Here is a 25921-nt window from a genome sequence, read left to right on the forward strand (position 1 = left end):
CTTCTATGCGGCGTGACGCAGCGGGCAGGCCCGCTGGCGGATGTGGGCGTCGAATTCCTCGCGGAACAGCTTCAGGCCGCTGGCCAGCGGGGCCATGGCGCCCGGTGCGTGCGCGCAGAAGGTGCGGCCCATAGGGCCGATCATGCGGGCATGGTCGTGCAGCCGGTCCAGATCCTCGGGCTCGCCGGTGCCGTTCTCGATGGCGTTCAGCAGGCGCTCGACCCAGGGCAGGCCGTCGCGGCAGGGCGTGCACCAGCCGCAGGATTCCTGCGCGAAGAAATGTTCCAGATTATGCAGCATGCCGATGGGGCAGGTCCGGTCGTCAAGCAGGATGGCCAGGCCGGTGCCTAGCCGGCTGCCGGCCTTTTCCACCGCGCCATAGTCCATCGGTATGTCGATCTGCCCGGCATCGAGGAACGCCGTGGAGGCGCCCCCGGGCAGCAGGGCGCGCAGCCGGTAGCCGTCGCGCATGCCGCCGGCATGGTCCTCGATGATCGCGCGCAGGGGGGTGCCCATCGGCAGTTCCCACGCGCCCGGCCGGCGCACGCGGCCGCTGACACCGTAGAGCTTGGTGCCGCTGTCCGGGCCTAGGCCGAGTGAGACGAACCATTCTGCGCCGTTGGTGACGATGTGCGGCAGGTTGCACAGGGTCTCGACATTGTTGACGACGCTGGGGGCGCCCCATAGCCCGCCAACCTGCGGGAAGGGCGGTTTGCTGCGCGGCTGCGCCCGGCGGCCTTCCAGCGCGGTCAGCAGCGCGGTTTCCTCGCCGCAGATATAGCGGCCGCCGCTGGCATGGACGTGGATCTCGAACCCGAAGCCGGAGCCCAGGATGTTCTCGCCCAGCCATCCGACCTGCCGGGCTTCCGCGATCGCGCGGTTTAGCCGGTTCAGCGCCAGATGATATTCGCCGCGCAGGAAGATCACGCCATGGCCGGCCTGGATCGCGTAGCCGGCGATGATCATGCCTTCGATCAACTGTAAGGGATTCCCTTCCAGCAGCATTCGGTCCTTGAAGGTGCCGGGCTCCATCTCGTCGGCGTTGGCGATCAGGTATTTGCGGCGGGTGGCGGCGGGGTCCTTGGGGACGAAGCTCCATTTCTGGCCGGTGCCGAAGCCCGCCCCGCCGCGGCCGCGCAGTTTCGATGCGGTGACCATGTCGATCACCGCGTCCGGCGTCATGTCGCGCAGGGCGCGGCGGACCGCCTGCCAGCCGCCGGCGCGGCCATAGGCGGCGCAATCGGGCGGGCCGTCGGGGAGGCCGATCATGGAGGTGAGGGGGCGGTCGGTTATGGTCATGGCGTGGGGGCCCGCAGGGTGTCGGCCAGTTGCTCCGCCGTCTCGGCGGTCAGGTCGCCGTGGAGGGTCCGGTCCACCAGCATGGCAGGCGCGTGGTCGCAATGGCCGAGGCAGACGATCGGCAGCAGCGTGACGGCACCGTCCGCCGTGGTTTCGCCCGGGCGGATGCCCAGCCGGGCTTGCAGGCGGGCGCAGACGGCGTCGCGGCCCATGATCCAGCAGGAGACGCTGTCGCACAGCAGGATGACGTGTCGCCCGACCGGGCGGCGGAAGATCAGGTTGAAATAGGTGGCGATACCGTCGAGATCGGCTGGCGACATGCCGAGCAGGGATGCAGTTTCGGCCAGATGTGCGTCGCTGACCCAGCCGAAATGGTCCTGCACCATCGTCAGCGCGGAGACCGAGGCTGCGCGGGGCCGGTGCTCGGCCTGGGCGAGATCGGTGATCCGTGTCCGCAATTCGGGGGGGAGCGGGGCGTCAGCGGTCGACATCGGCCATCACGAAATCGATGCTGCCGATGATGGCGATCAGGTCGGCGATCATGGCGCCGCGGCTGATCAGCGGGATCATCTGCAGATGGGGGAAAGAGGGGGTACGGATGCGTGTGCGGTAGGACATCGTGCCGCCGTCGCTGATCAGGTGATACTGGTTGAGCCCCTTGGTGGCCTCGACGCAGCCGCGTGCCTCGCCGGGCGGAATGACCGGGCCCCAGCTCACATTCAGGAAATGATGGATCAGGGTTTCGATGTCGTGCATCGTCCGCGCCCTGGGCGGCGGGGTGGTAAGCGGATGGTCCGCCTTGATCGGGCCGGCGGGCATGTTGTCGACGCACTGGCGGACGATGCGCAGGCTCTGGCGGATTTCGGCGATGTGTACCACCACGCGGTCGTAGCAATCGCCGTTCGTGGCTGTCGGGATATCGAATTCGAGCTGGTCGTAGCAGGCATAGGGCGCGCGGCGGCGGTAATCCCATTCTAGCCCGCAGGCGCGCAGGCCGGGGCCGGTGACGCCCCATTCGATGGCCTCGCGCAGCGAGTAGGCGCCGACGCCCTTGGTGCGCGCGCGGAAAATGCCGTTGCGCATCACCATTTTCTCGTATTCGTCGAGGCGTTTCGGCAGATAGTCGAGAAAGGTGCGGATCAGCCCGTCCCAGCCGGTCGGCAGATCCATCGCGACGCCGCCGATACGGAAGAAGGCCGGATGCATGCGAAAGCCGCAGATGGCTTCGATGATCTCGAATACCCGCTCGCGGTCGGTGAACATGTAGAATACGGGCGAAAGCTGGCCGACATCCTGGCTCATGGTGCCGTAGAACACCAGGTGGCTGGCGATGCGGAACAGTTCCGCCAGCATCACGCGGATCATCTGCGCGCGGGGGGGCACCTGAATGCCCGCCAGCGTTTCCACCGCCATGACGTAGGGGAAATTGTTCATCACGCCGCCCAGATAATCGACGCGATCGGTGTAGGGGATGTAGCTGTGCCAGGATTGGCGCTCGCCCATTTTCTCGGCGCCGCGATGGTGAAAGCCGATATCGGGCACGGCATCGACGATGCGTTCGCCCTCCAGTTGCAGCACGATGCGGAACACGCCGTGCACGCTGGGATGGTTGGGGCCGAGATTGAGGAACATGAAATCGGTGTTCGCCGAATGGCGCCGCATGCCCCACTGGCCGGGATCGAAGCGCAGGGCTTCCTGCTCGCGTTTCTCCTGATCCTCGGTCAGGCTATAGGGCGGCATTTCGGTGGCGCGGGCGTAATGGTCCTTGCGCAGCGGGTGGCCGACCCATGTTGGCGGCGTCAGGATGCGGCGCTGGAACGGGTGCCCGTCGAAGACGATGCCGAACAGGTCCCAGGCCTCGCATTCGTACCAGTTCGCGTTCGGCCACAGGTCGGTGATGGTGGGGGCGTGCGGGCGGTCTTCCGGCAGGGGGACCTTCACGCGCAGTTCGTCGCCGGCGTCGGCGAAGGAGAGCAGGTGATAGACCAGGGTGAAGGCGGATGCGGGCTGGTTGCGGCGATGCGTGCGTTCGCGCTCGTCGATCACCGTCAGGTCGAAGAGCATGCGCAGTGCTGTGTCCGGCTGTTTCAGGCGGGCGAGGGCATCATGCACAGCCTGCCGCGCGATCCAGACCGTCGGCACGGCGTCGCGTGTTGGCTCGATGGCCAGGATCGCGGGCGTGGAGGCGTGCGTCACCTGCGCGAACATGGTGTCGGGCGCGCGAAGATCGGCCGGCCGGGGTGGGGTGGCCACGATCATCGTCGCCCCCGTTCAGAGCGCGTCGGGAGAGCGGAGGTCGCGCGCCGCGCGGCGTATGTCGCGCCTGGCGTCGCGCATGCTGGGTGGTGTCATGCATTCGATGCCTTGCGGGCCGACCATCCAGCTCAGCGGACGCCGTTGGGTGCCGATGGCGTTCTGCAACAGCATCAGCCCTTCCAGCAGCGCGTCGGGGCGCGGCGGGCAGCCGGGCACGTAGACATCGACCGGCAGGAAGGAATCCACGCCCTGCACCACGCTGTAGATGTCGTACATGCCGCCTGAATTGGCACATGATCCCATCGAGATGACCCAGCGCGGCTCCAGCATCTGATCGTAGAGATACTTGATGATCGGGGCCATCTTCACGAATACGGTGCCGGAGATGACGATCAGGTCGGCCTCGCGCGGGGTGGCGCGCAGCACTTCGGACCCGAAACGGGCGATGTCGTATTTGCTGGTGAAGGCCGTCGCCATTTCGACATAGCAGCAGGAGAGGCCGAAATTGAACGGCCAGATCGAATTCTTCTGGCCCCAGGACACGAAATCCTGCAGGCGGCCCATGACCAGGTTGCGCCGGACCGCCTCGGTCACGGTCGGGTTCTCCGGTCGCGCGGAGGCTGGGGTGGCCGAGGCCGAGGTCAGGGACCAGCGCATGCCTATGATACCTTTCGGGCCAGCCGCTGCGTGGGGCCCCATTCCAGGCCCCCGCTGCGCCACAGATAGGCCAGTGCGATCCCCAGGTAGACCGTGAACAGGAGCACCGCGGCGTAGCCCTGCCACCCGGCCTGCCGCACGATCGGGGCCCACGAGAACAGGAAGACCGCCTCGGCATCGAAGATCACGAAGAACACGGCGATCAGATAATATTGCACGGGCAGGCGCAGATGGGCCGAGCCTACGGGCAGGATGCCGGATTCGAACGGCAGGTTCATCGATGCGCCACGGGCGGGGCCGACACGCCGGTTGCCGGTGACGGAAGCCAGGGCCAGCATCACCGACAGCAGGGCTGCGATGGCGATGGCATAGAGCATCAGGGGATGCAGCGCACAGAAGCTCCACATGGACAACACCATCGGGTTGTCGCCGCTGAACGTGTGCCGCGGATGCCAGGTTGCAGGACGGGAAATCTTTGCCGAATATTTAACGGTTCTGTGGGGGTCGTTCCCATCCGCCGCCCATGGCGCGTACGAGGTCGATCCCCGCCACCAGGCGGCGGGTGGCGATGGTGATCATGTCCTGGCGTGCCTGTAGCTCTGCGGTCTGGGCGATGACGACCTGGAGATAATCCACCGCGCCTTCGCGATACTGGATGGTTGCCAACTGGTTGGTGCGGGCGGCGGCGGAGACGGCCTCGGCCTGTCGTGCGGAGGCGTCGGCCAGGTGGTTGAGCAAGGCGAGCTGGTCTTCGACCTCGCGGAAGGCGTTGAGTGTGGTCTGGCGGTCATTCGCCGCGGCTTCGGCATAGGCGGCGTGCATGGCGGCCAGATCGGCGAAGCGGCGGCCGCCGTCGAAAACGGCCAGCGTGGCCAGTGCCGGGCCGAGGGCCCACACGCCCGTCCCCGCCGATAGCAGCATGCCTGTGGTGGTAGCCGATCCGCCCGATGCGCCGAGGGTAATGGTAGGAAAAAAGGCCGCGCGTGCGATGCCGATCCGCGCGTTCGCCGCGGCCATGCGCCGCTCGGCGGCGGCGATATCCGGGCGGCGTTGCAGCAGCGCGGATGGGGCTGTGACGGGAATGACCGGCACCGGGTCCATGGCGCTGGCCGGCGGGAGGGAGAACAGGGACGGTTCCTCGCCGATCAGCACGGCGATGGCGTGTTCGGTCAGGGCGCGATCGGCCACCTGCTGGTCCAGTTGGGATTGGACCGAGGCCAGTTGGGTGCGGGCGCGGCCGACATCGAGTTCGCTTGCCGCGCCGCCGGTAAAGCGGGTCGTCGTCAGGTCCAGCGCTGCCTGATAGGCGGCGATCGTGCGGCGCAGGACGTCGATCCGCGCATCCAGCCCGCGAAGCTGGAAATAATCCTCGCCCAGTTCGGCCTCCAGGCTGAGACGCATGGCGGCGAGATCGGCGGCGCTGGCCTGGGCGTCGGAGCGTGCGGCGGCGACGAGGTTGCGGATGCGGCCCCAGAGATCGGGCTCCCATGAAATGGTGCCGCCGGCTGCGTAGGTGCGATAATCGAAACGGTTGCCGGTCTGGGCGAACACGGCGCGTTCGCGCTCGGCGCTGGAGGAGGCGTCGATCTGGGGGAAGAATTCGGCCCGTGCGCGCCGCACCAGAGCGCGGGCCTGATCGTATCGCGCCACCGCCGCCGCCAGTTGTGGACTGTTATGCGCGATCCGGGCTTCCAGCGCGTTCAGCCTGTCGTCCGCCATGATTGTCCACCAGTCCGGGCGGCCGGCCGTGTCTGCCGGTTGTGCCGGGGTCCAGGGGCCGCTTTCCTTGAAGGCGGGCACGGTAGGGAGAGCGGGTTTGTGGTAGTCGGGCGCCAGGTTGCAGGCAGAAAGCAGCGTCACGGTGAGAAGCAAGGCTCTGCCACGGGAATCAGGTGCCATGCGTGGTGTCCTGCGGCCGGACTTCGTCGCCGTCGCGCAGATCGTCCCTGGGATTGTCGATGACGGCGCTTTGCGGTGGCAGACCCGTGACCTCCAGCTCGGTGCCGAAATCGGTCACGATGGTGATGGGCTGGATCTTTACATGGTGGCTGGAATCCATCGTCGCGACAGTGGTGCCGTCGCGCCGGAACAACAGGCTGCTGGCGGGCACGCGGACGGGGGAGGATGCGGTGCCGGCAGTGGCATCGGTGCCGGGGAAGGTGAAGGCGATCTGGGCATAGGCGCCCGGTTTCAGCAGGTTTTCGCCATTGTCGTAGACAAGCTGCACCAGCATGGCGCCGGACTGGGGATCGACGGCGTTCGATGAGCGGATGAGGTGGGCCTGAAAGGTGCGGCCGGGGTAATCGGGTACCGTGAAAGCGACCACCATGTCGTCCTGTATCCGGGCGGCATAGGCTTGGGGCACGCTGACATAGAGGCGCAGCCTGGCGACATCGGAAACGGTGAAGAGCGGCTGGGCCGCCGCGGTGCCGGCGACGATCAAGGCGCCGATATCGGTGGCGCGGCTGGTCACGATGCCGGTGAATGGCGCCGTGATGTGTTTGAAGTCAGAAAGGGTTTCCAGCCGCTCCACCTCGGCCGCTGCTTCGTGGCGCGTGGCCTCGCTGGCGGCGAAATTGCCCCTTCGTTCGTCGGTTTCCTGCTGGGACACCGCGTTCTGCGCATTGAGGCGGTCCCAGCGGCGGGTGGTGATGCGGGCGAGGTCGCGTTGGGCGGTGCGGGTTGCCAGTGCGGCGCGGGCGGCGGCGAGTTGCTGGTCCACATCGGGCGTGTCGATGTCCGCCAGCAACTGGCCCTGCTGCACCTTTTGCCCGATATCGACATACCAGCGGCGCAGATAGCCGTTGGTCCGGGCATAGACGGGCGCGCTGTACCAGGCTTGCAGCCGGCCGGGCAGGACCAGCCTGTCGGGTACCATGCCGCCCGGATGGACGATGGTCACCGTCGGGATTGTGGCGGCCAGTGTTTCGGCATGAAGCTGGTGGCGGGCATGCAGGCGCAACAGCGTGCCCGCCACCAGGACCAGCGCGAATAGCGACGCGGCGATCAGGACGAACCGGCCGAGCCGGGGCGGTGGCCTGTCGCCTTGTGTCTGTGTCTCCGTCTGTGTCGGGGCGGGGTCAGGCATGGGCGGATGCTTCATGCGCGGCAGCCCGTGCGCGGCGTTGATAGATGATGGCGAACAGGGTCGGCACGAAGAACAGCGAGGCGCAGGTGGCGAAGATCAGTCCGCCGACGACGGCGCGGCCGAGCGGGGCGTTCTGCTCGCCGCCCTCGCCGAAGCCCATCGCCATGGGCAGCATGCCGATGACCATGGCCAGCGCGGTCATCAGCACCGGTCGCAGGCGGGTCTTGCCGGCCGCCAGCGCCGCTTGCAGCGCGTCGCCATGTTCGGCGAGCTGCTCGCGGCAGAAGGCGATGACCAGGATGGAATTGGCGGTGGCGACCCCCATGCACATGATCGCGCCGGTCAGGGCCGGGACCGACAGCGGCGTGCCTGTCGCGAACAGCATCCAGCAGATCCCGGCCAGCGCCGCCGGCAGGGCCAGGATGATGATGCAGGGATCGGTCCAGCTTTGGAAATTGATCACGATCAGCAGATAGATCAGCACGATGGCCCCCAGCAGCCCCGCGCCGAGGCCGAAGAAGGCAGTGGTCATGGACTCGTACTGCCCGCGCAGCGTCACCGTGACCGTTGCCGGGCGCTGGGGCTCCAGCCGGTCCAGCACCCGTTGCACGTCGGAGGCGACGGCACCCAGGTCGCGCCCGTCGCTGCCGGCGAAGATGTCGATCAGCGGGCGGATATTGTATTGCCCTTCCACGGGGGACGTGGTGCCGCGCGTGATCGTGCCCAGTGCGCCCAGCACCTGGGGCCGTGTTGCCAGGACTCCCATGCCTGTCACCGGCAGGCCGATCACGTCCGACAGCGCGCCGATCCGGTACTCCGGCATCTGGACCGAGATCGGGTAGGTCACGTTGTTCTGCGGGTTCAGCCAGTAGAGCGGGGCGGTCTGCGATGTGCCGGCAATCGAGGTTGCGATGCTGCTGGTGACGTCGCCTTCCGTCAGGCCCAGTTGGTTGATGCGGGTGCGGTCGACCTCGAAACGCAGTTCGGGATAGCTGGCGGGCTGCTGGATCCGGGCGTCGACCAGCCCGTCGATGCGGCGGATGTCGCGCAGCACCCGTTCGGCGAATTGCCGTGTCTCGTCGGGCTGAGGCCCGCTGATCTGGATGTCGATCGGGGCCGGGGCACCGAAATTGAGGATCTGGCTGGTGATGTCCGATGGCAGGAAGGCGAAGGTGGCCTGCGGGAACAGCCGGGGGAGGTCGGCGCGCAGGCGGCGGATATAGCGCGCGGTGGGATGATGGTCCTCCTTCAGTGCGATCAGGATGTCCCCGTCCTCGGGCCCGATCGTGCCGGAGGCGCTGTAGGACACGTTGATGGCGCTGTTCGGCAGGCCGATCATGTCGGCGATGGACAGTACTTCGCCGGCCGGGATGCGCGCGCGTATCTGCTTCTCGACATCCAGGAAAAGTGAGGCGGTTTCCTCGATCCGCATGCCGACCGGTCCGCGCACATGCAGGGTTATCGCCCCTGCATCCACCTGGGGAAAGAAATTGCGACCGAGAAAGGGCAGGAAGGCCAGGCTGAGGACGGCGAAGCCAAGAAAGAGGCAGATGAAGCGGCCGCGATGGGCCAGCACGGCCTCCAGCACCCTGCCGTACTGCTCCCGGAATGACGTGAAGCGCCGTTCGAATCCTTGCTGGAAGCGGGTGAACATGCCGCCCTCCGTGCCGTCCCCATGGTTGTGGGGGCGGAGCAGGAACATGGCCATGGTGGGCACCAATGTGCGCGAGAGGAGGAAGGACATCATCATCGCGAACATCACCGACAGTGCCATCGGCACGAAGAGAAAGCCCGACACGCCCGGCAGGTAGAACATCGGCACGAAGACGATGCAGATGCACAGCAGCGACAGGAAGGCGGGCACGATGATCTCGCCCGAGCCGTCGATGATGGCGGGGTGAACGTCCTTGCCCATCTCCAGATGGCGCTCGATATTTTCGATCGTTACCGTCGCCTCGTCCACCAGGATGCCGACGGCCAGTGCCAGCCCGCCCAGCGTCATGACGTTCAATGTCTGGCCGAAGGCCGACAGGATGGCGACGGCGCCCAGGATCGAAAGCGGGATCGAGGTGGCCACGATCAGGGTGGAGCGCCACGAGCCGAGAAAGAGCAGGATCATCAGGCTGGTCAGCCCGGCTGCGATCGCGCCTTCGCGCAGCACGCCGCCGACGGCGGCCCGGACGAACAGCGACTGGTCGTTGACGGGCGTGATCTGAAGCTGTTTCGGCAGGCCGCGCCTGGCGTCGGGGATCGTGTCGCGGATGCCCTGGACGATGGCGATGGTGGAGGTCGCCCCCGATTTCAGCACCGTCAGCAGGGCCGAACGCTGGCCGTCGACATGGACGATGTTCTGCTGCGGCAGCGAGCCGTCGCGCACATGGGCCACGTCGCGGACACGGACCACGGCGCCGTTCACCGTCCTGACCGGCAGCATGTTGAGCTGCTCGACCGACGGCGGCGCGTTGTTCAACCGGAGATTATACTGGTATTCGCCGATTTTCACGAAACCGGCGGGGGTGATCTGGGTCTGGATGGACAGGGCGTTGGCCACGTCCAGGCCCGAGACGCCGCGCGCCTGCAACTGGCTGGGGTCGAGGTCGATCTGGATCTGCCGCACCCGGCCGCCAGTGGGGAAGGGAATGGCGGCACCGGGCACCATCACGAGCCGGGTGCGGATGAAGTTGAAGCCGAAATCATAGAGCTGCTGTTCGGTCAGCCCCGTTCCCGACAAGCCGAGCTGGAGGATCGGCACGGTGGAGGCGTTGTAGTTCAGGATGAGCGGCGGCGTTGTCCCGACCGGAAGCTGGCGCAGCAGCGTCTGGGCGATCGCCGTGACCTGGGCGTTGGCGAGGCGCACATCGGCACCGGGCTGGAAGAAGATCTTGGTGACCCCGATCCCGGTCAGGGCCTGGCCTTCGATATGCTCGATATCGTTCACCGTCGTCGTCAGCGCACGCTGGAACGGGAGCTGGATGCGGCCCGACATGTCCTGCGGCGAAAGGTTGGTATAAGTCCAGGCGACCGCGACGACGGGGACGCTGATATCGGGGAAGATGTCCTTGGGCGTGCGAATGGCCGACAGCACGCCGGCGATCACGATCAGGATCGCCATGACCACGAATGTGTAGGGCCGGGCGAGCGCCAGCCGGACGATCGCGTTCATGACCGCGCGGTGCGGGCGTGCGGCCGATCCGGCGGAAGTGCCTCGCAGGGTGTCCTCTCCGGCGCGTGCCCTTTCCCGGCATCGTGCCGCCCGCTAGTCCTCCGGTCCTGCATCAAACGGCATCTTTCCATGATCCGGCGTAAGGAAGCCTTGGCATGCGGGCATGGTTGGCCGCCAACAGTTGATATAGCTGCCGGCGGCGGACGAAAGTTCGTCAATTACGAGCGATCACGATGAATTTTACAGGCCGTTTGAAGAGTCGTCTGCGGCGGAATGAGGAATGGAGCGCGCTGCCGTCTGATCCGCATCGCCGGTGCTCCGGCACCGCCGTCATGATCTCGTTTTTTTTTGGCGAAAAAGCACAGATAAGGAAGAAATATGGGATTCGACACGATCACAGAGGCTGGCCGTCGTCGACCCCGTCCATGCATGATGAGAATGACGATGTGGGGTGAGGGGCGAGGAGCCTTTATTTTTATTTTGAGCGGATGACGGCTCGTGATTCCTGATTTTCGGTATCTACGCTGATACGTTGGTAAACCGCCAGAGACAGGACGACGATCGTTGCTGTCACAAGAAGCCCAATGGGATAGAAAATCTGCTGGATATGTTCCCTGCTTACCTCGAAGACTGCCACCAGACCCTCGATGAAAACGGCGATGATGATCGTTGTGATGAATTTTGTGAGGCTCAGGCGCGCTTCGAGAGGCGAGACCTTGACGCGGCTCTGAATGACTTCCTCTTCCATGAAATATTTTGCCACGTCGAATACGGCAATGGCGATAACGACATAGCTGATGGCAAGAAGAAGGGCATCGCGTCCTTCGTGCCAGGAGGTCAGCAGTGTAAACAGCAGATTGAATACACCGTAGAAGATGAGTCCCAGGGACAGGATCATCAGCATGACACTTGCGGTACCGAAGGCGGCGCGGGAGACTTTCTTTAATGTGCCTTCGTAGGTGATCGACATTTCCTGACCCGACCTTGTTGGGATGATCTGCATCATCATGCTCAATGATGAATCGACGGCTGGATGTTAACCGCCTCTTCCTGGTCGTTTCCGCTGGCCTTCACATGTGGGAAGCGCCCCCTGGCATGCGCCAGACTTCAACGCCGCATATGGTCGACAGTTCGACCTTGCATGCATCGGGGGCGTTGAGCGCCCGCTGGGCGGACGCGCGTGGCGGTCGGTATGGCCGTCTGGCCACGCCAGCCTCTTATGACGCTGGCGATGCGAACGATCATCCGCTGGATCGCAAGAGCGTCATATCGTTGTTCTGGCGGGCGCCGTGAACATGTCTTCCGGCCCTTGATATCGGGGAGTTCCTATCATGTCCTGCACGCCTTTGTGCAATCGGGGGCGACGCCGCTTTCTCGGCTTTGCGGCCCTTTCCACCGCCGCGTTCGATCTGGGTATGTTCGGTCGCCCTGCGCGTGCGGCGACGCGATCGGCCAGTCGGCCGGCGGCTATGTCTCTTCTGCCGGCGCCTCGGCAGATCGATGCCGGCCCCCTGTCCGTCGGCTATGTCGAAATGGGACCGGCGGACGGCCCCGTTGTCATGCTGCTGCACGGCTGGCCCTATGACATCCACAGTTTTGCGGAAGTCGCGCCCATGCTCGCCGCAGATGGTTATCGCGTGGTCGTCCCGTATTTGCGCGGATATGGTACGACTATATTCCGTTCGGCGGCCACGCCTCGGAACGCGCAGCAGGCAGCCCTTGCGACCGATGCCATTGCGCTGATGGATGCCCTGGCTATTCGCAGGGCGATCTTCGCCGGGTTCGACTGGGGGGCCAGGACAGCGGACTGTGTTGCCGCCCTGTGGCCGGAGCGGTGCATCGGACTTGTCTCGGTCAGCGGCTATCTGATCGGCAGCCAGAGGGCCAACGCAGTACCGTTGGCGCCGAAGGCCGAACTGTCCTGGTGGTATCAATTCTATTTCGCGACCGAGCGCGGGCGGCTGGGCTATGCCCGCAACACGAAGGACTTCAACCGGCTGATCTGGCAGCTTGCTTCCCCGAAATGGAATTTCGACGACGCGACCTACGATCGTTCGGCCCGTGCCTTCGAGAATCCAGACCATGTTGCCGTCGTGATTCATAATTATCGCTGGCGTCTCGGCCTTGCGGAAGGGGAGGCGCGCTATGATGCGATCGAGACCCGGCTTGCGGCCTTTCCGCCTATTACCGTGCCTGCCATCACGATGGAAGGGGATGCCAACGGCGCGCCGCACCCGGCGCCCGAGACCTATCGGGCGCGCTTCGCCGGGCGCTACGCACACCGCCTGATTTCGGGTGGGGTCGGCCATAATCTGCCGCAGGAGGTGCCAGCTTCCTTCGCGGATGCCATTCGTGCGGTTGCATCATGACAATGCGCACGACATTCGAAAGGATCACGCGCCGACAGGCATGGTCTCCGAGGCCAGGGTACGGCCAGAGCCTGGAGCCCGGAATCTTCCGCCATGCGAGAGGAAAGATTCTGGCGTTCCAGGGCCTGTTGTCACCGACGGTGCATTAGAAGTGTCGTTCGTAAACCTTGATGACATCATCAGGCTTTACGTAATCCTGCGGTTCGATGCGGCCGACCACCGCGCCGCCTGGCTCCTGACGGACGACATAGGCGTAGTCCTGGAATGCGCGGTAGGAGAACCCTCCGGCGGCCGCTACGGCCTTCAACATGGTCATGCCGGGCTGATAGGCGAACTGTCCGCCATGTTCGACCTCGCCGATGACTGAAACCGGCCGGTATTCCACGACCTGCACGGTCACCTTCGCGTTGCTGAGAATATGCTGGTCCTTGAGTGTGGTGGCGACACTCTGGCCAAGCTCCCCGGCTGTCAGCCCCTCGGCCTTGACCATGCCGATCAGCGGAAAGGCGATGCTTCCGTCGACGGGCACGCGTGCGTCGGTCTGGAACTGATTTTCACCGAACGTCGAGATATTGATCCGGTCGCCGACGCCGATCGTGTAGCTCGCCGGATCATACCGGGGGATTGGTGTCAGATCACTTCCAGGCGCGCACCCGGCGAGCCATGCCCCCGTGAGCATGAGCGGGAAGCCGAGTCTTGCGGTACGAACACCAAAAGTATGACGGAGCGGCGACATGTCGGAACTTCCCTGCTGAGGTTGGTTGGTAATGATCGTGTCAGGTCACAGATTCAGATCCACCCGTATCATGACGGTGTTGACGGTAAATTTTCCTGTCGTACCCAGGACATTCTGATTGGAGATTGTGTAGTCGAGGTTCAGGCTGAGGTGTCGGCTAATGAGCCATTGAGCCGAAAGCCCCCCACCGAAGATGGTCTGGCTACCGCCGGACTGGGTCAGGATGCTGCCGACAAGGTGTGTCGGCGTGTTTTGGTATTCTCCTTTCTGAAAAGTGAAATACCCGGACAGGAGGACGTCGCGCCGGTATTGGTGGGTAAGGCCGAGCTGCACGTTTGTGTAGGTAAAGCCGGCCACGTTTTCGAAGGCGCTGTCTTCGATCCCGTGCTGGACGTCCAACTGGAGGCGTGTCAGGCGGGTGGGGGCCCACCTTGCCTGGGCTTCCACGATCGGCGTGGCATAATCGGGATAGGCGGCATTGCGGTAGAAGCGGTGCTGATATCCGGCCATGACGCGCAGGTCGACCAGGTGGACGGCGTTGTAATCGATTCCCGCCAGAAGCGCCAACCCGTTGGAATCGCGGCCCGGATAGCCGACAAGCCCATGCGTATAGCGGATTTCGGTTCCGCGCAGCATGACCAGCGCGCTGGCTGCTTCGGTCCAGCGGTAACGGCCCGTGAGGCTTTCGACGATCACTGCCCGATTCCGATAGGTCTGGGGAACGGCAATGCCGATTGCCGAGGGGAGGCGGGCGCTTTGATCGAACGCGAAATTCGTAATGTTCGCTTCCGGAATCAGGGAAAAGCGTCCATCGCGCGCCATCGTATAGCTCAGCGCTGCTCGGTCGACCCGGTATTTGACGGGTTGGATCGTCGCGAAGCTGCCGATCGTGTTGGGCACCTGGACCAGGCTGAGATGGGAATAGTCGAAGCCCAGCCTGTCATTGGCGATATCGTGGTATCCGCCGATCGCTGCCGTCCAGGTTGTCTGGTTCTGGGACCCCTGGCTGGGATAACGGAGGTCGGAGACCGAGGCGTTGGTATAGAGACGGTCCGCCGACCAGTCCGATGTCAGGCCGATCTGCGCCATGGTCGATATGATCGCGCTCTGCACGCCGCCCGGCAGACGATTGGCATTGTCGATATAGCCGACGCCCTCGTTCAGGTCTCCATTCAGCTTGAACCCGCCGAGATGCAGCCCCTGCGGCTGGAATTCCTTGCTGAGCCGGAGCTGTTCCTCATCGACCCAGATTTCGCCGACACCGCGCCCGATCTCGGGAAAATACTGGCTCAGCACCTGTGCGGACGCATGAGCAGGAAAGAACGGCGCGGCGCAGGCGAAGGCGCCCACGAGACGGTACATGCCCGTTCTGCGCGATGATCGGTCTGGCCCGTGCGTGACGGGAAATCGTATTGTCACGGTGTGATCACCCACGAGTGCTGGAGGGGGCGGTCCCGCATGTCTGTCCCGCTTTCGGGCTGACGTCGTGCGGCCGGAGGAAAAAGGCGGGCGGAAGCCTTGCCTGCCTGCGTGCTCTCCGCCCGGACGATGCCGGAGATCAGCAGGGCAAGAAAGACGTAGAAAGTGGCGGAGGTAATCGTCGGGCCGGAGAGGCATGCGGAGACCAGGTAGCTCACGACGATCGCGCTGGCCCCGTTCACAAGCTGGATGTCGGGCAGTTTGCGATCCATCTTTCCCAACGACCTGACACGCGACACGAGGCGCCATCCAAACCATAGGAGGCCAAGCATGCCTGGGATGCCGATTGCCGCCAGCAGGCCGGGAATGAGGCTTGACGAACGGTTGCTGCCCCAGCCGACGCCGAAGCCAAATGTATCAATTGCCGCCTGCAGGCTGTCGAGATCGGTAGAGCTGCGCTCGTTATAGGATTCACTGCCCTGCTTGTTCGTCACGCTGTCGAAGATCGTGCTGAGACTGGTCAGGAGGTCGGGGACCATGACGGTCACGAGGACTGCCAGCAGGACACTGAAGAGCAGGAATTGGATGGCCCGCCGCCGGATGATGGGCAGGAATCGTTTCGCATGGATTGTGAGACCCATGAAGACCACGATCAGAGCCCCGATTCCCAGGGAGACAATCCCGGTGGCTGATGTGGAAAGCAGAACGCCGGCAATGGCGACGGCCAAAGTAATTCTGACCAGTGTGCCCGGAAAATCATTGAGGATCAGCCATCCTGAACAGAAGGCGCCAGCCGCCATGTAGCTGCCAAACGCGGATGGCTCGGAGAAAGTTGCATTGATCCGTGGAAGAGAACCGATGGTTTGTTCTGTAAGGATAGACCATCCGGGGTTCGAATAGAGTATGTCGGAGGGGAAAGGAACATGCGCGACATGACTGGCGAACTGCCAGATGCCGAAGCCGAAGGCGAGCAGGACGCTCGCAAAATAGGCGCGGAGGATGCGGACAGGGTGAAAGGGATGCCCCGCCGGCCCTTGCCGCGTTGCATATAGCGCGACCATTACGAACAGAATGATGTTCAGAAGAAGGTAAAGATCCTGATTGAGGTTGGATGAAGTCGGAGCGAGGGGAGTGATGACGAAAGGAGGCGTGGATTTTTGCGGCCAGACATAGGCGCGCCCCTCAAAGAGCCGGGGGCTTAGCCAGGATGTCAGGAGTGCCCACCCCGCGAGGCCGATAAGGGGAGCGGCGAGCGGCCAGACCCGCGCGCGGCCGGGATAGCGGGCACCGAGCAGGAACTGCGTTCCTATATAGGCAACCATTGTCATGGCCGGCAATATGCTCGGGGCGATGCCGAAGCCGCCGATCGTGATCGCGGCGCTGGCCTCGAAGATCCCCATGATGACCATGAGCTGGATAAGCCGGTCCGGACGGGTGGCCCATATAAGGCATAGAGGAGCCAGGACCAGGAAGAAAAACGTGATGCCCACGAGACTCCCCTCCCGCCGCTTTTATGCGGCGTTATGTGTTGGACGCCCGAGCGTACCGGGATCGAAAAGATGGACGGAATGCGTTGGATGTATTAATCATCAACTACGTCCGAATGCAGATCAAGTTTCTTTTTTAGGCATGTATCTGCTTGCTGGAAGCGGGACGGGGGACAACCTCTGGTCGGCGGCGACGTTGCCTCGCAAGGAACCGGCTTTGTCCAAGGAGGCACCATGACCAGGTCCATTTCAGCGATCATCGAAAGACTGGGGCAGCGTATCATCCCTGCCATGAGAGGCAGTTTTGTCATGTTGGGTATCGGCTGGTGTGGTCTCTGGGGGACCTCGTTCGGGGCTTCTCCAGGTGATATGATCGACCTCAAGGGCCGCACTGTGATCTTTGACGAGGAATTCGACCGTCTCAGCGTCTCGCCGCACGGTCCCGACACGGTTTGGAGCGCGCATACGCCATGGGGGGGCGATTTCGGTGATGCCGGCTTCCGCGACAAGGAACCGGGTTTACCGTTCAGCGTTCGAGACGGAATCCTTCGGATCGAGATGCGGAAAACGGCGGACGGCAAATGGCAGTCGGGTCTTCTGTCATCCTCGCCTGGTTACGGCCGCGGCTTTACCGCGCCTTATGGCTATTTCGAGATGCGGGCACGTCTGCCCGCCGGGGATGGGGTGTGGCCCGCCTTCTGGCTTGATGAGCTGACGCCGGCGGGGTCTGGAAAACATTCTCTGGAAGTGGATATCATCGAGCATTACGGTCGTTTTCCCGCAGCCTATAATACGACTGTCACGGAATGGAATCCGAAGAACAGCCATGAAAACCATTCTCAGATGCATATCCAGCCCGTGCCGAGTGGGAGCCTTTCGCAGGCATTCCACACTTACGGCGCGGAAGTGACGCCGCAATGGGTCATTTTCTATTTCGACCGTCGTGAGATCTGGCGTACGCCTGCGCCGTCGCGCCCGCTTGGGGGGCTCGATGTGCTTGTCGATCTGGGGTTGGGCGGCGGCTGGCCGATCGACAAGGCGCCTAGCCCGGCGATAATGGAAGTTGATTACGTCCGCGTTTATCAGAGCGGGAAGACACCATGACGTTGCGGGAGGAGGAGCGATGAAGATTGTCATCGGTATTGCCACGGCCGGCCGGGCATCCGTCCTTGCCGAAACCCTTCGTGATCTCAAATACCAGACCCGCCAGCCCGATGAAGTGGTGGTCTGCGCGCCGTCGGAAGAGGATATTCTGGGTGCCGCGGAGGCGTTTCCCGGGGTACGCCTGATGACCGGCCCGCGCGGACTGACGCGGCAGCGCAATGCAATCATTGCCGCTGTTCCCGATGCTGAAATCGTGATGTTCTTCGATGACGATTTCCTTGCAGATGCGCATTATCTCGAGGCGGTCGAGACGCATATGGAAGCGAACGATCGTACGGTTGTCGTAACCGGGGCCGTTCTCGCCGATGGGATCAAGGGACCGGGCCTGGCTGTCGCCGAGGGCCGGGCCATTCTGGCGGCATGCGCGCAAAGGAACGACCCGGGGGCGCCCGAGTCTGTCTTTACCGGATATGGCTGCAACATGGCGCTTCGTCTTGCGCCCATGCGGGCTTTCGGCCTTTCGTTCGACGAGCGTCTGCCGCTCTATGGATGGCAGGAAGATGTGGATCTGTCGCGTAGGCTTGCCGCCTACGGCGAAATATTGCTTCTGCCAGGCGCGCGAGGCGTTCATCTCGGCGTAAAGCGGGGTCGCAGTTCCGGGATCAAGCTGGGATATTCGCAGGTTGCCAATCCACTTTATATCGCGGCAAAGGGGGAGGGGTATCCCCGCACCCGCGCCTGGGAGCATATTATCCGCAATCTGCTCTCCAACATCGCGAAGGCTCTGCGTCCCGAACCCTATATAGACAGACGTGGCCGCCTCGTGGGAAATATGCTTGCTTTCTTCGATCTCGTGCGCGGGCGGATGACGCCGGAGCGGGCGGCAACCTTATGATATACGATTTTCTTTGACACGCTTATTTCCGGGATGGCCGTGCACAAGCATGATCCAGACAATTCTTGCCGCCATTGGCGCCTATATTGCGCTCAGTTTCCCGATTGCCCTGCTGATCGGCCGCTGGATCAGGATTTCGCGGAAGAAATGACAGCGGATCGAAGATACCTCTTTTCAGGCCGCTGACGGAGCCTGGGCCGCCGACGATCGGGCGCGGATGTCCTGGGCTTTGTGGCGGCGGGCTCCCCGTCGTTCGACGTCTCGACAGGGGAGTACCATGCCGGACATGAAACTGGGCGAGCCGCTTGCCGGCAGGCCGGTCTTGCGAGCGGCCCCTTGTCATTCCGGAAGGCCTGTCAGGCGCAGCGCGGCTGCGAGTTTCGCGCGGGCTCCGGCGGGCAAGTAGGGATGGGCCGCCATGACGCGCCGGATCGTGAGGGTGGGGTCGAGTGCGGAAAGCCGGGCCAGGATGTCGGCGCGTTCGGTGCTATTCTCCTCGGTGGTGAGTGCCACGAGATGATACACGAGGGCCGATGGAAGCTGTGGATAGAGGGCAGCGACCATCCGTCCGATCTTGCTGGCTTCCTTGGGCAGATCGACCAGGAACAGATAGAGCGCCGCGCAAGGGTCCATCGCCACGCTGAGCGGCTGGGCATTTCCTGAAATGCGATAATGGCCCAGAAGCTCGCGGGCCGCTTCCTGCTGGCCGTTTACCAAGGCCAGCAGGGCCTGGAGTGTCCGGTATGGGGCGAACCAGGCCTGATCGGGGCCTTCGTTGGCGATCCTGAATGCGGATAGAAGCGCGTCGGCCGTATCCGCGTAGCCGGGAATATGACAATAGACGAAAGCGAGCAGGAAATTGCGGCTGATATTGTGCTGCGAAAGAGTGGCCGCATGCTGCGCGGCTGCCAGGGCACGCGCCACCCCTGCCGGGTAGTCGCCCTGGAGAAACGCGCCGGCGCGTGTCATCTCCATTACGGCGCGCGCAATGGCGACGAGCGGCAGGGTCGGACCCAGCCATTCCGCGAATTTGAGAAGGGTTTCAGCTTCGTGTAATGCGTGCTGGTTGGCTTGCAGCAGTGTGACCAGCGCCCGGGCTGCCAGTTGATCCGGGGCCAGGGTCTGAATGCTGCGCTTGAGGAGGGTCCTGGCATGGCGGAGGATGCTAGCCCACTGCGCCGACAATACTGCCCGGGCGAGCAAGGGAACGGCGAGGCCGGGCTTCTGTCTGGCGCCTGGGGGCAAGGCAGCCCGCACTGTCCAGATCATCTCGGCGCCATTCTGCACGTCGATCAGTCGCAGCAACAGAACGGAATATTCCTGCGGGCCTTCGGCACCGGAATGCAGGACGCCCGAGCAGAGAAAATCGATGTTCTTGCTTCGAAGGTCCTCGATCCAGTCAGCTGCGGCATGCGTGCCTTCGGGGGAGGGGCGCGGGATGACAAGCGTAAAGGCATCGGACCCGACGAACAGCACGTTGAGCTGGCTCCCGAGTTCGTCCGCCAGTGCCGTCAAAGACGGCTCTTTCGTTTCAATCGGTATAAGGGCGAGGCTGAGGGAGCGTACTGTGTGCGACGGGGCGGGGGGCGCAGGTTCGCCTTCCGCGTTCTGCGGGTGTGAGCCGCTCCCGGGCGGATCGGACAGGCGGCGCAAGGTTTCGAGTGCCGGAGCCGCCTCCTTCCAGGGGAAATGGCTGGAAGGCAGCGGGGAGTTGGGCGGCGGATGGAACTGGCCCGTCTGTGCGTTCGATGAAGGGGCGCCGGAAGCGCTTTCGATGGGCGGGGGACCTTTCCAACTGAATGATGATATAGGGGAGAGGATGCTGCCAGGATCGTTCGGAGGCGCCTGTTCAGATTTCATGAGGCGCTGGATGTGACGGGAAAACCGTGCGCGCTGGGTCTGAAGCCAGAGGTCGAAGGCCGGGTCGATACCGTTCAGATCCAGAAACAAAATTTCCTCCGGTTCGACTGTGCGGTCCAGCGCATCCAGGCAGCCGGCGTAGATTTCTTCGACATCCACCGATGTCAGGTCTGGTTTGAGCGTCAATGTATGGCGCCCGATGTCGATAATCTCGGTGCCGAAAGGCTGAAGCACGTCGAGCAGGCGATGGATCTCCTGCCGCAGGGAGGCACGTGCGAGATCGGTCGGACGTTTGCTCCACAGAAGTTCGGTCAGGCGTTGACGCATGACGGGCTTGCGGTTGGACAAGGCGAGAATGGCCAGCAATCCGCGTGTTCTTCGGGCGCCGGCGGGAAGGACGTTCTTCCCCGTCGCGGTCGTGGCGACCATCTGCCCGATCAGTCGAATATTTAGGATGTTTGCCCCCGGCGCCGGCACGTCACGCTAACTCCCCGCTCGTGATGGGCAGCGTGTGTCGCCAACTCGTATCCCGATCGGATACGAAAAACGAACGGTCGTCGTTCCAGATTCCTTCTTGTGCGCGAGGATCAGAATGAGGCTGTGCTCCGGAGGCAGGACAAACGCATACGTTCCGTGTCCCGGAGCGGCTCCGGATCGGTCGAGAGTGGTATTGAGATCGTGGAGAAGAGAACGACCTTCCAACTGTTCGATTGTCATATATGCGCCGGCGCGTTCTGCCCCCGTCAAATAACAATGGCGTTAGAAGGGCATCCGCCGGATCGGCCCGGTGCAGTCCCGGGGATGCCGACATTGACAGTCCGGCATGAATTCCCGCGGTCTTTTCAAGCTTGTCGCCCCGCATCGCTTTCTTCCCTGTTTTAGCGTTGCTCCTGCTTCGTGCATCGTTTCACGATCAGTCCTGCGTGAGGCCACACTCCTTGACCGAGGAAAAGAATCACGATGCTTTATTGCTGTGCGCATCCGTTCGCTGCCCAGCACGAAGAACAACACCGGACGGGAGAGGAAGACACCGCAAGAAATAAACGCGCGGCAACATAAGAAGTACGAAGATCTATCGTTCCACGGAGTAACGAAATATTACGTTAAAAATGGCCAATTTATGCGTTAAATCGCTTTCTCCGCTTGACGACGATTTTTATGTCCAAAATGAATGATCACAATTATGTGATCGGTAATTTATGCAACCTGAAAAGACGGAGAAGCTGACTTGATGAGGAAATGTAAGAATTTCAACGAAGAATCCATATTTTAACACGTAAATAACGGTAGGTCTGGGTAATAAATACTTTCGTCAATGATTAAAAACACATTATGGGCTTCTTTTATTATTGCGCCGTGCTCGTCTGCACAGGCAACGTTCCGATCATATCAGGGAGGTAGCAATCTGATCGGGATCATGCCGGTTCAACTTGCCTGTCAGCTTCATTCTTCGCAGAAGACGAGGTGCTAGTATGTCTGGTCTGCAACAAGAAAAATTCATGGGGACCGCCTTTATCGCGGATGACGCGACGGTTGTTGTCCCCTATGCTGGGCTTATCGGCGGGCAAGTCGCCAGGCCCGAAAACGCCGCGGCGATCCGCGATCCGCGCAAACGCATGATGGATGTCGTGGTCGCCGGGACGATGCTGTTCTTCGCGTTGCCTGTCATGCTGGTGATTGCCGTGCTGGTTCGTCGTGACGGCGGAGCGGCCTTGTTCGGTCATAGCCGGATCGGGGAGAACGGGCGAAGCTTCCGCTGCCTCAAGTTCAGGAGCATGGTTTCCAACGCGGACCAGGTCTTGAAGGATCTTCTGGAGCGGGACGAGGCTGCACGCCGGGAGTGGGTAGAGACCCAGAAGCTGTGTCGTGATCCACGCATCACGCCCCTGGGCCGCTTTCTGCGCGCGACTAGCCTGGACGAGCTTCCGCAGTTGCTGAACATCCTGCGCGGTGACATGAGCCTGGTCGGGCCGCGCCCGATCATCCAGGCCGAGGTCGAGCGCTATGGCGACAATATCACCTATTATTATGCGACCCGCCCGGGCCTGACGGGGCTCTGGCAGGTCAGCGGGCGCAGCAATACCAGCTACGCACGGCGTGTGGCGCTGGATAGCGCCTATGTCCGCCACTGGACGTTCTGGAAGGACGTCGTGATTCTCCTGAAAACGATTCCCGCCGTGCTGCGGCACGACGGTGCGCAATAGGTCCCGCCATGACAATGCTGTCCGTCCGCGACGAATCATTCGTCGGTCCGCCGCCCATGCCGCTTGCGGCAACGGCGGCGGAGCATGTGCCGCTGGGAAACGCGCTGGTCATCGTTCGGCGTCGGAAATGGACCGTCCTGCTGATCACAGCCGGGCTGTTCATTCCCATGGCGGGCGTGATCCTCTCCATCCCGCGTTATTACGAAACCCAGTCCTCGCTCCTTGTCGATACAGGAAAGACGGAGTTCACCGATCTTCAGGCTCATGGCGGCGCCGTCAGCGGCGACACGCTCATGATTCACACTCAGACCGACATCCTCCTGTCGAGGGACATGGCTGGAAAGGTGGTCGACCGTATCGATCTCGTCCATCGGCCCGAGCTTCAGAAGATCATCTATCCGTCTGCGCCGTCACCCGGGCCATGGGGGGTGATGGATGTTGTCCGTCACCGATTGGGCCTCGATCCCGCGCCCCCCAAGCCGCTCTCGCGCACCGAGCAGCGTCAGGTTGCGATTGACTGGTTGCTGCGGCATGTGACGGTTGGGAATGACGGCCGCTCGTACACGATCGCGGTCAGCGCCAAGACGAACGATGCGGCGTTAAGTGCGAGGATCGCGAATGCGTACGCCGCCACCTATCTGGACTTCATGCGCGATCTCAAGATCACGACTGTTGCCCATGCCCATGAGTGGCTGAACGAGCAGATCGGCGCGCTTCAGTCGCGTGTGGCCGAGGCGGAAGGGCGCGTCGAAGAGTTTCGTCGGGCGCATGGCCTGGTCCTGAGTCAGGAAGTTTCCCGCGATGGGGACCAGACGACGCTGACGGGCCGCCGGATGAGCCGCGTCGACATCGCGCTGACGGAAGCCTCCAACAAGCTCGCCGAGCAGCAGAGCATCTATGACCAGGTGCAGGCGGCGCGGCGCGGCGGATCGCTGGGGGCATTGCCCGCCGTGGTGGCGTCTCCGCTCGTCCAGCAGATTTCGGGCGAACTCGCGCAGCTGGAAAAGCAGCGGGCTGATCTGCAGACGACGGACATGTCGGAAAGCCCGCGTCTGCGCCAGCTTAATTCCGCGATCGCGGGGCTTCGTGCCCAGCTTGGAGCGGAGGAGAGCCATATTGCCGGCAGCCTGCGCGCGCAGCTCGATGCGACGCGCGCGGAGGTCGCGACGCTGGAGGCGCGGGTGCGTGATCTCAAGGGCGCTGTCGCGGGTGAGAACGTGGCCGAGGTGCAACTGCGTCAGCTCGTCAGCGAGGCAGAGGCGGCGCAGGCGGTCTATCGCGATTACCTGACCCGGTTTGAGCAGACATCCGCCCAGGCGGCGATGCAGGAGCCGGATGCCGTACTCATCTCGTACGCGCAGGCGCCTCTCACCCCGTCGGGTCCGCATCGGGGACAATTGATTGGCGCGGCCGGCCTCCTTTCGCTCGCGGTGGGCTGCTTCGGTACAATCCTGCTCGAACGGCTGAGGCCGGGCGTGCGCACGCTGGAGCAGCTTGAACAGAGGACGACATTGTTTCCGCTCGGTGTCGTTCCCTTCGCGGGGCGCGAGCGCCGGCCTCTGCTGGAATACCGGACATCGTCCTATACGCTTTCGGTCGATCATATCTGCAACATGCTGCGTCATGGCGACGAGCGGTTTCGCGCGCAGGTCGTGCTGGTGACGTCCGCATTGCCGGGAGAGGGCAAGACGTTCCTTTCCGTCGCCCTCGCCGCGAGCACGGCGCGCAGCCAGGCGCGGGCGCTTATCATTGATGCGGATATCCGCCGCAACCAGGTCGGCCTGTCGATCCGTCCCACCTTCCGCCCTCCCCAGGGCGAAGGTTCGGGCGCGTCCCGTCTGCCGGGGCTTACGCGGGACATCATGCAGAATGTCGACCTGATCACGCTGCGGGGCACGCGCTCCAACGGGAGTGGGCGGTATCTGCTCGATCTGAAGCAGCTTGCGGCGATCATCGCGGAAGCGCGGACGCTCTACGATCTGATCCTGATCGACATGCCGCCCGTCCTGGTCATTCCGGATGCTGCATCTGCCGGACGATTGGTGGATGGCGCGGTCATCGCCGTGCGGTGGCAGCGGACCGAGATGGATGCCGTGCTGACGACCATGCGGCGGCTCCACGCGTGCGGTGTGCGCGTGCTGGGTGGGATTCTGACCCAGGCGGACATGAACGACCTCGGGCGGGACAGCAGCATGCATGCCTATCTGGCGCAGGATCTGCACGGCTATGACAACGCATGAGGCGCGGGAGTTCCCCGTTTATCTGAACGGCCGTTTCCTGAAGCAGACGCTGAGCGGCGTTCAGCGTTTTGCAACCGAAATTTCCGCAGGGCTTGTGCGGCAGGGGGTGATTTCGGAAATCGTCGTCCCGCCTTCGGGCAAGGAGGGAGAGGATCGGGGGGCGAGCCGTTTCGGAAATGTCCGGATCAGGAAATTCGGCGTCGGGGAAGGGCATCTGTGGGAGCAGGCCATGCTTCCGTGGGCGACGTCCGACGGTCTTCTGGTCAATCTTGGGAATACCGCCCCGCTTCTGGCGCGCCGGCAGATCGTCGTGATCCATGATTGCGGCTGGGCGAGCGTGCCGGAGGCCTATTCCGCGCGCTTCCGGACGATTTACCGCGTGATGCAGGCCGGGCTGGTTGCGAGGGGGGTGAGGATCGTCACGGTGTCGGAATTCGCCCGGGGCGAGATCATGCACCATCTGGGTGCGCGGGCGGAGCAGGTTTCCGTCATTCCGGAGGGCGGGGACCATGTCCGGACCGTTCCGGCCGACGCCACGGTTCTGGCCGCGAATGATCTGGTACCCGGGCGCTATGTGCTCGTGGTCGGCAATCTTGTTGCGCACAAGAATCTGCGTGTTCTCGCGAAGCTTGGCGAGGCGCTGGCGGCACGCGGTCTGGTGCTTGCCATTGTGGGGGCACGACGGGACGGGATCTTCCAGCAGCAGGGTGGTGAGGATATGCCACGGGTCGCCCGCTATCTGGGCCGGGTATCCGACGGCGCCCTGCGCGCGCTGTACGAGCATGCCGCCTGCTTTGTGTTTCCTTCGCGCTACGAGGGGTTCGGGTTGCCGGCGGTGGAGGCGATGGCTTGCGCCTGTCCGGTCGTTGCGAGCGATATTCCGGTCCTGCGCGAAGTTTGCGGCGAGGCTGCGCTGTTCGCAGATCCGTTCTCCCAGGATGCTTTCGTGCGTCAGGTCATGCGTGTCCTCGACGAGGACGGTCTGGCAGGACGGCTTCGCGAAGCCGGGGCGGTGCGTCTGCTGCGCTACAATTGGGCGCAGGCCAGTGCCGCCATGGCCGGCATTATCGCTGCCGCCCGGCACGCCGTTCCCACCCCTGTTCGTCGTTCCTCCAGCATGGAGCCGTCCAGATGATGCGCAATT

General features: G+C 63.3%; 20 protein-coding genes. 7 read left to right on the plus strand and 13 right to left on the minus strand.

Annotated features, from left to right (window positions below):
• Positions 1-3: 3 nt before the first annotated feature.
• The 9 genes from nuoF to HLH29_RS06395 all read right to left on the minus strand — a co-directional run bounded on the left by nuoF (position 4) and on the right by HLH29_RS06395 (position 11469).
• On the minus strand, positions 4-1299 hold the full coding sequence (gene nuoF, locus HLH29_RS06355; RefSeq protein WP_182965112.1) for an NADH-quinone oxidoreductase subunit NuoF: 1296 nt from the start codon (positions 1297-1299) through the stop codon (positions 4-6).
• Positions 1296-1790 carry an NADH-quinone oxidoreductase subunit NuoE gene (gene nuoE, locus HLH29_RS06360; RefSeq protein WP_182965113.1) on the minus strand — a complete coding sequence of 165 codons (495 nt, stop codon included), beginning with the start codon at positions 1788-1790 and terminating at the stop codon, positions 1296-1298. Before nuoE ends, nuoF begins: the two co-directional genes overlap by 4 nt.
• Entirely contained in the window at positions 1777-3558 is a 1782-nt protein-coding gene (nuoC, locus tag HLH29_RS06365; protein WP_182965114.1) for an NADH-quinone oxidoreductase subunit C/D, read from the minus strand. The genes nuoE and nuoC overlap by 14 nt, the downstream gene beginning before the upstream one ends.
• A gap of 12 nt (positions 3559-3570) precedes the next feature.
• Entirely contained in the window at positions 3571-4212 is a 642-nt protein-coding gene (locus HLH29_RS06370; RefSeq protein ID WP_182965115.1) for an NADH-quinone oxidoreductase subunit B, read from the minus strand.
• Between the two features lie 2 nt (positions 4213-4214).
• The gene (locus HLH29_RS06375) at positions 4215-4631 is read right to left on the minus strand and encodes an NADH-quinone oxidoreductase subunit A (protein WP_246373868.1); all 417 of its coding nucleotides are present in this window, start codon (positions 4629-4631) and stop codon (positions 4215-4217) included.
• Positions 4632-4698: 67 nt separating this feature from the next.
• On the minus strand, positions 4699-6111 hold the full coding sequence (locus HLH29_RS06380; protein WP_182965116.1) for an efflux transporter outer membrane subunit: 1413 nt from the start codon (positions 6109-6111) through the stop codon (positions 4699-4701).
• The gene (locus HLH29_RS06385; RefSeq protein ID WP_182965117.1) at positions 6101-7300 is read right to left on the minus strand and encodes an efflux RND transporter periplasmic adaptor subunit; all 1200 of its coding nucleotides are present in this window, start codon (positions 7298-7300) and stop codon (positions 6101-6103) included. The genes HLH29_RS06380 and HLH29_RS06385 overlap by 11 nt, the downstream gene beginning before the upstream one ends.
• Complete coding sequence (locus HLH29_RS06390; RefSeq protein WP_182965118.1) at positions 7293-10463, minus strand: efflux RND transporter permease subunit; 3171 nt, start codon at positions 10461-10463, stop codon at positions 7293-7295. The genes HLH29_RS06385 and HLH29_RS06390 overlap by 8 nt, the downstream gene beginning before the upstream one ends.
• A gap of 475 nt (positions 10464-10938) precedes the next feature.
• Positions 10939-11469, minus strand: a complete 531-nt coding sequence (locus tag HLH29_RS06395) for a hypothetical protein (protein ID WP_246373886.1) — start codon at positions 11467-11469, stop codon at positions 10939-10941.
• Between the two features lie 89 nt (positions 11470-11558).
• Between HLH29_RS06395 and HLH29_RS06400 the strand changes: the two genes are divergently transcribed.
• Both HLH29_RS06400 and HLH29_RS06405 read left to right on the plus strand, forming a co-directional pair.
• Positions 11559-11756: a hypothetical protein gene (locus HLH29_RS06400; RefSeq protein ID WP_182965119.1), complete on the plus strand. Its 198-nt coding sequence runs from the start codon at positions 11559-11561 to the stop codon at positions 11754-11756.
• Between the two features lie 38 nt (positions 11757-11794).
• On the plus strand, positions 11795-12832 hold the full coding sequence (locus tag HLH29_RS06405) for an alpha/beta hydrolase (RefSeq protein WP_182965120.1): 1038 nt from the start codon (positions 11795-11797) through the stop codon (positions 12830-12832).
• Between the two features lie 145 nt (positions 12833-12977).
• Here HLH29_RS06405 and HLH29_RS06410 read toward each other — a convergent pair whose 3' ends face one another.
• Genes HLH29_RS06410 through HLH29_RS06420 form a run of 3 tightly spaced genes read right to left on the minus strand, consistent with a single transcriptional unit; the run spans position 12978 to position 16477 of the window.
• Positions 12978-13568, minus strand: coding sequence for a polysaccharide biosynthesis/export family protein (locus tag HLH29_RS06410; protein ID WP_246373870.1), 591 nt, complete (start codon positions 13566-13568; stop codon positions 12978-12980).
• Between the two features lie 45 nt (positions 13569-13613).
• Positions 13614-14930, minus strand: coding sequence for an outer membrane beta-barrel protein (locus HLH29_RS06415; protein WP_182965121.1), 1317 nt, complete (start codon positions 14928-14930; stop codon positions 13614-13616).
• 53 nt (positions 14931-14983) lie between these two features.
• The gene (locus HLH29_RS06420; protein WP_182965122.1) at positions 14984-16477 is read right to left on the minus strand and encodes an O-antigen ligase family protein; all 1494 of its coding nucleotides are present in this window, start codon (positions 16475-16477) and stop codon (positions 14984-14986) included.
• Positions 16478-16708: 231 nt separating this feature from the next.
• Here HLH29_RS06420 and HLH29_RS06425 point away from each other — a divergent pair, with 231 nt between their 5' ends.
• Together HLH29_RS06425 and HLH29_RS06430 are read left to right on the plus strand one after the other, a co-directional pair.
• A complete protein-coding gene (locus HLH29_RS06425; protein WP_182965123.1) occupies positions 16709-17578 on the plus strand; it encodes a glycoside hydrolase family 16 protein in 870 nt (289 codons plus the stop codon).
• 19 nt (positions 17579-17597) lie between these two features.
• Positions 17598-18473: a glycosyltransferase family 2 protein gene (locus tag HLH29_RS06430; RefSeq protein WP_182965124.1), complete on the plus strand. Its 876-nt coding sequence runs from the start codon at positions 17598-17600 to the stop codon at positions 18471-18473.
• Between the two features lie 339 nt (positions 18474-18812).
• Here the strand turns inward: HLH29_RS06430 and HLH29_RS06435 are convergent, their stop codons facing one another.
• Positions 18813-20762 carry an AfsR/SARP family transcriptional regulator gene (locus HLH29_RS06435; protein ID WP_182965125.1) on the minus strand — a complete coding sequence of 650 codons (1950 nt, stop codon included), beginning with the start codon at positions 20760-20762 and terminating at the stop codon, positions 18813-18815.
• Between the two features lie 1070 nt (positions 20763-21832).
• Between HLH29_RS06435 and HLH29_RS06440 the strand changes: the two genes are divergently transcribed.
• Genes HLH29_RS06440 through HLH29_RS06450 form a run of 3 tightly spaced genes read left to right on the plus strand, consistent with a single transcriptional unit; the run spans position 21833 to position 25912 of the window.
• Positions 21833-22537, plus strand: coding sequence for a sugar transferase (locus tag HLH29_RS06440; RefSeq protein ID WP_246373872.1), 705 nt, complete (start codon positions 21833-21835; stop codon positions 22535-22537).
• A gap of 8 nt (positions 22538-22545) precedes the next feature.
• Positions 22546-24777, plus strand: a complete 2232-nt coding sequence (locus HLH29_RS06445; protein WP_182965126.1) for a GumC family protein — start codon at positions 22546-22548, stop codon at positions 24775-24777.
• Positions 24764-25912 carry a glycosyltransferase family 4 protein gene (locus tag HLH29_RS06450; protein ID WP_182965127.1) on the plus strand — a complete coding sequence of 383 codons (1149 nt, stop codon included), beginning with the start codon at positions 24764-24766 and terminating at the stop codon, positions 25910-25912. The genes HLH29_RS06445 and HLH29_RS06450 overlap by 14 nt, the downstream gene beginning before the upstream one ends.
• Positions 25913-25921 lie beyond the last annotated feature (9 nt).

Source organism: Gluconacetobacter tumulicola, from assembly GCF_014174215.1.
In the GTDB taxonomy this organism is placed as follows: domain Bacteria; phylum Pseudomonadota; class Alphaproteobacteria; order Acetobacterales; family Acetobacteraceae; genus Gluconacetobacter; species Gluconacetobacter tumulicola.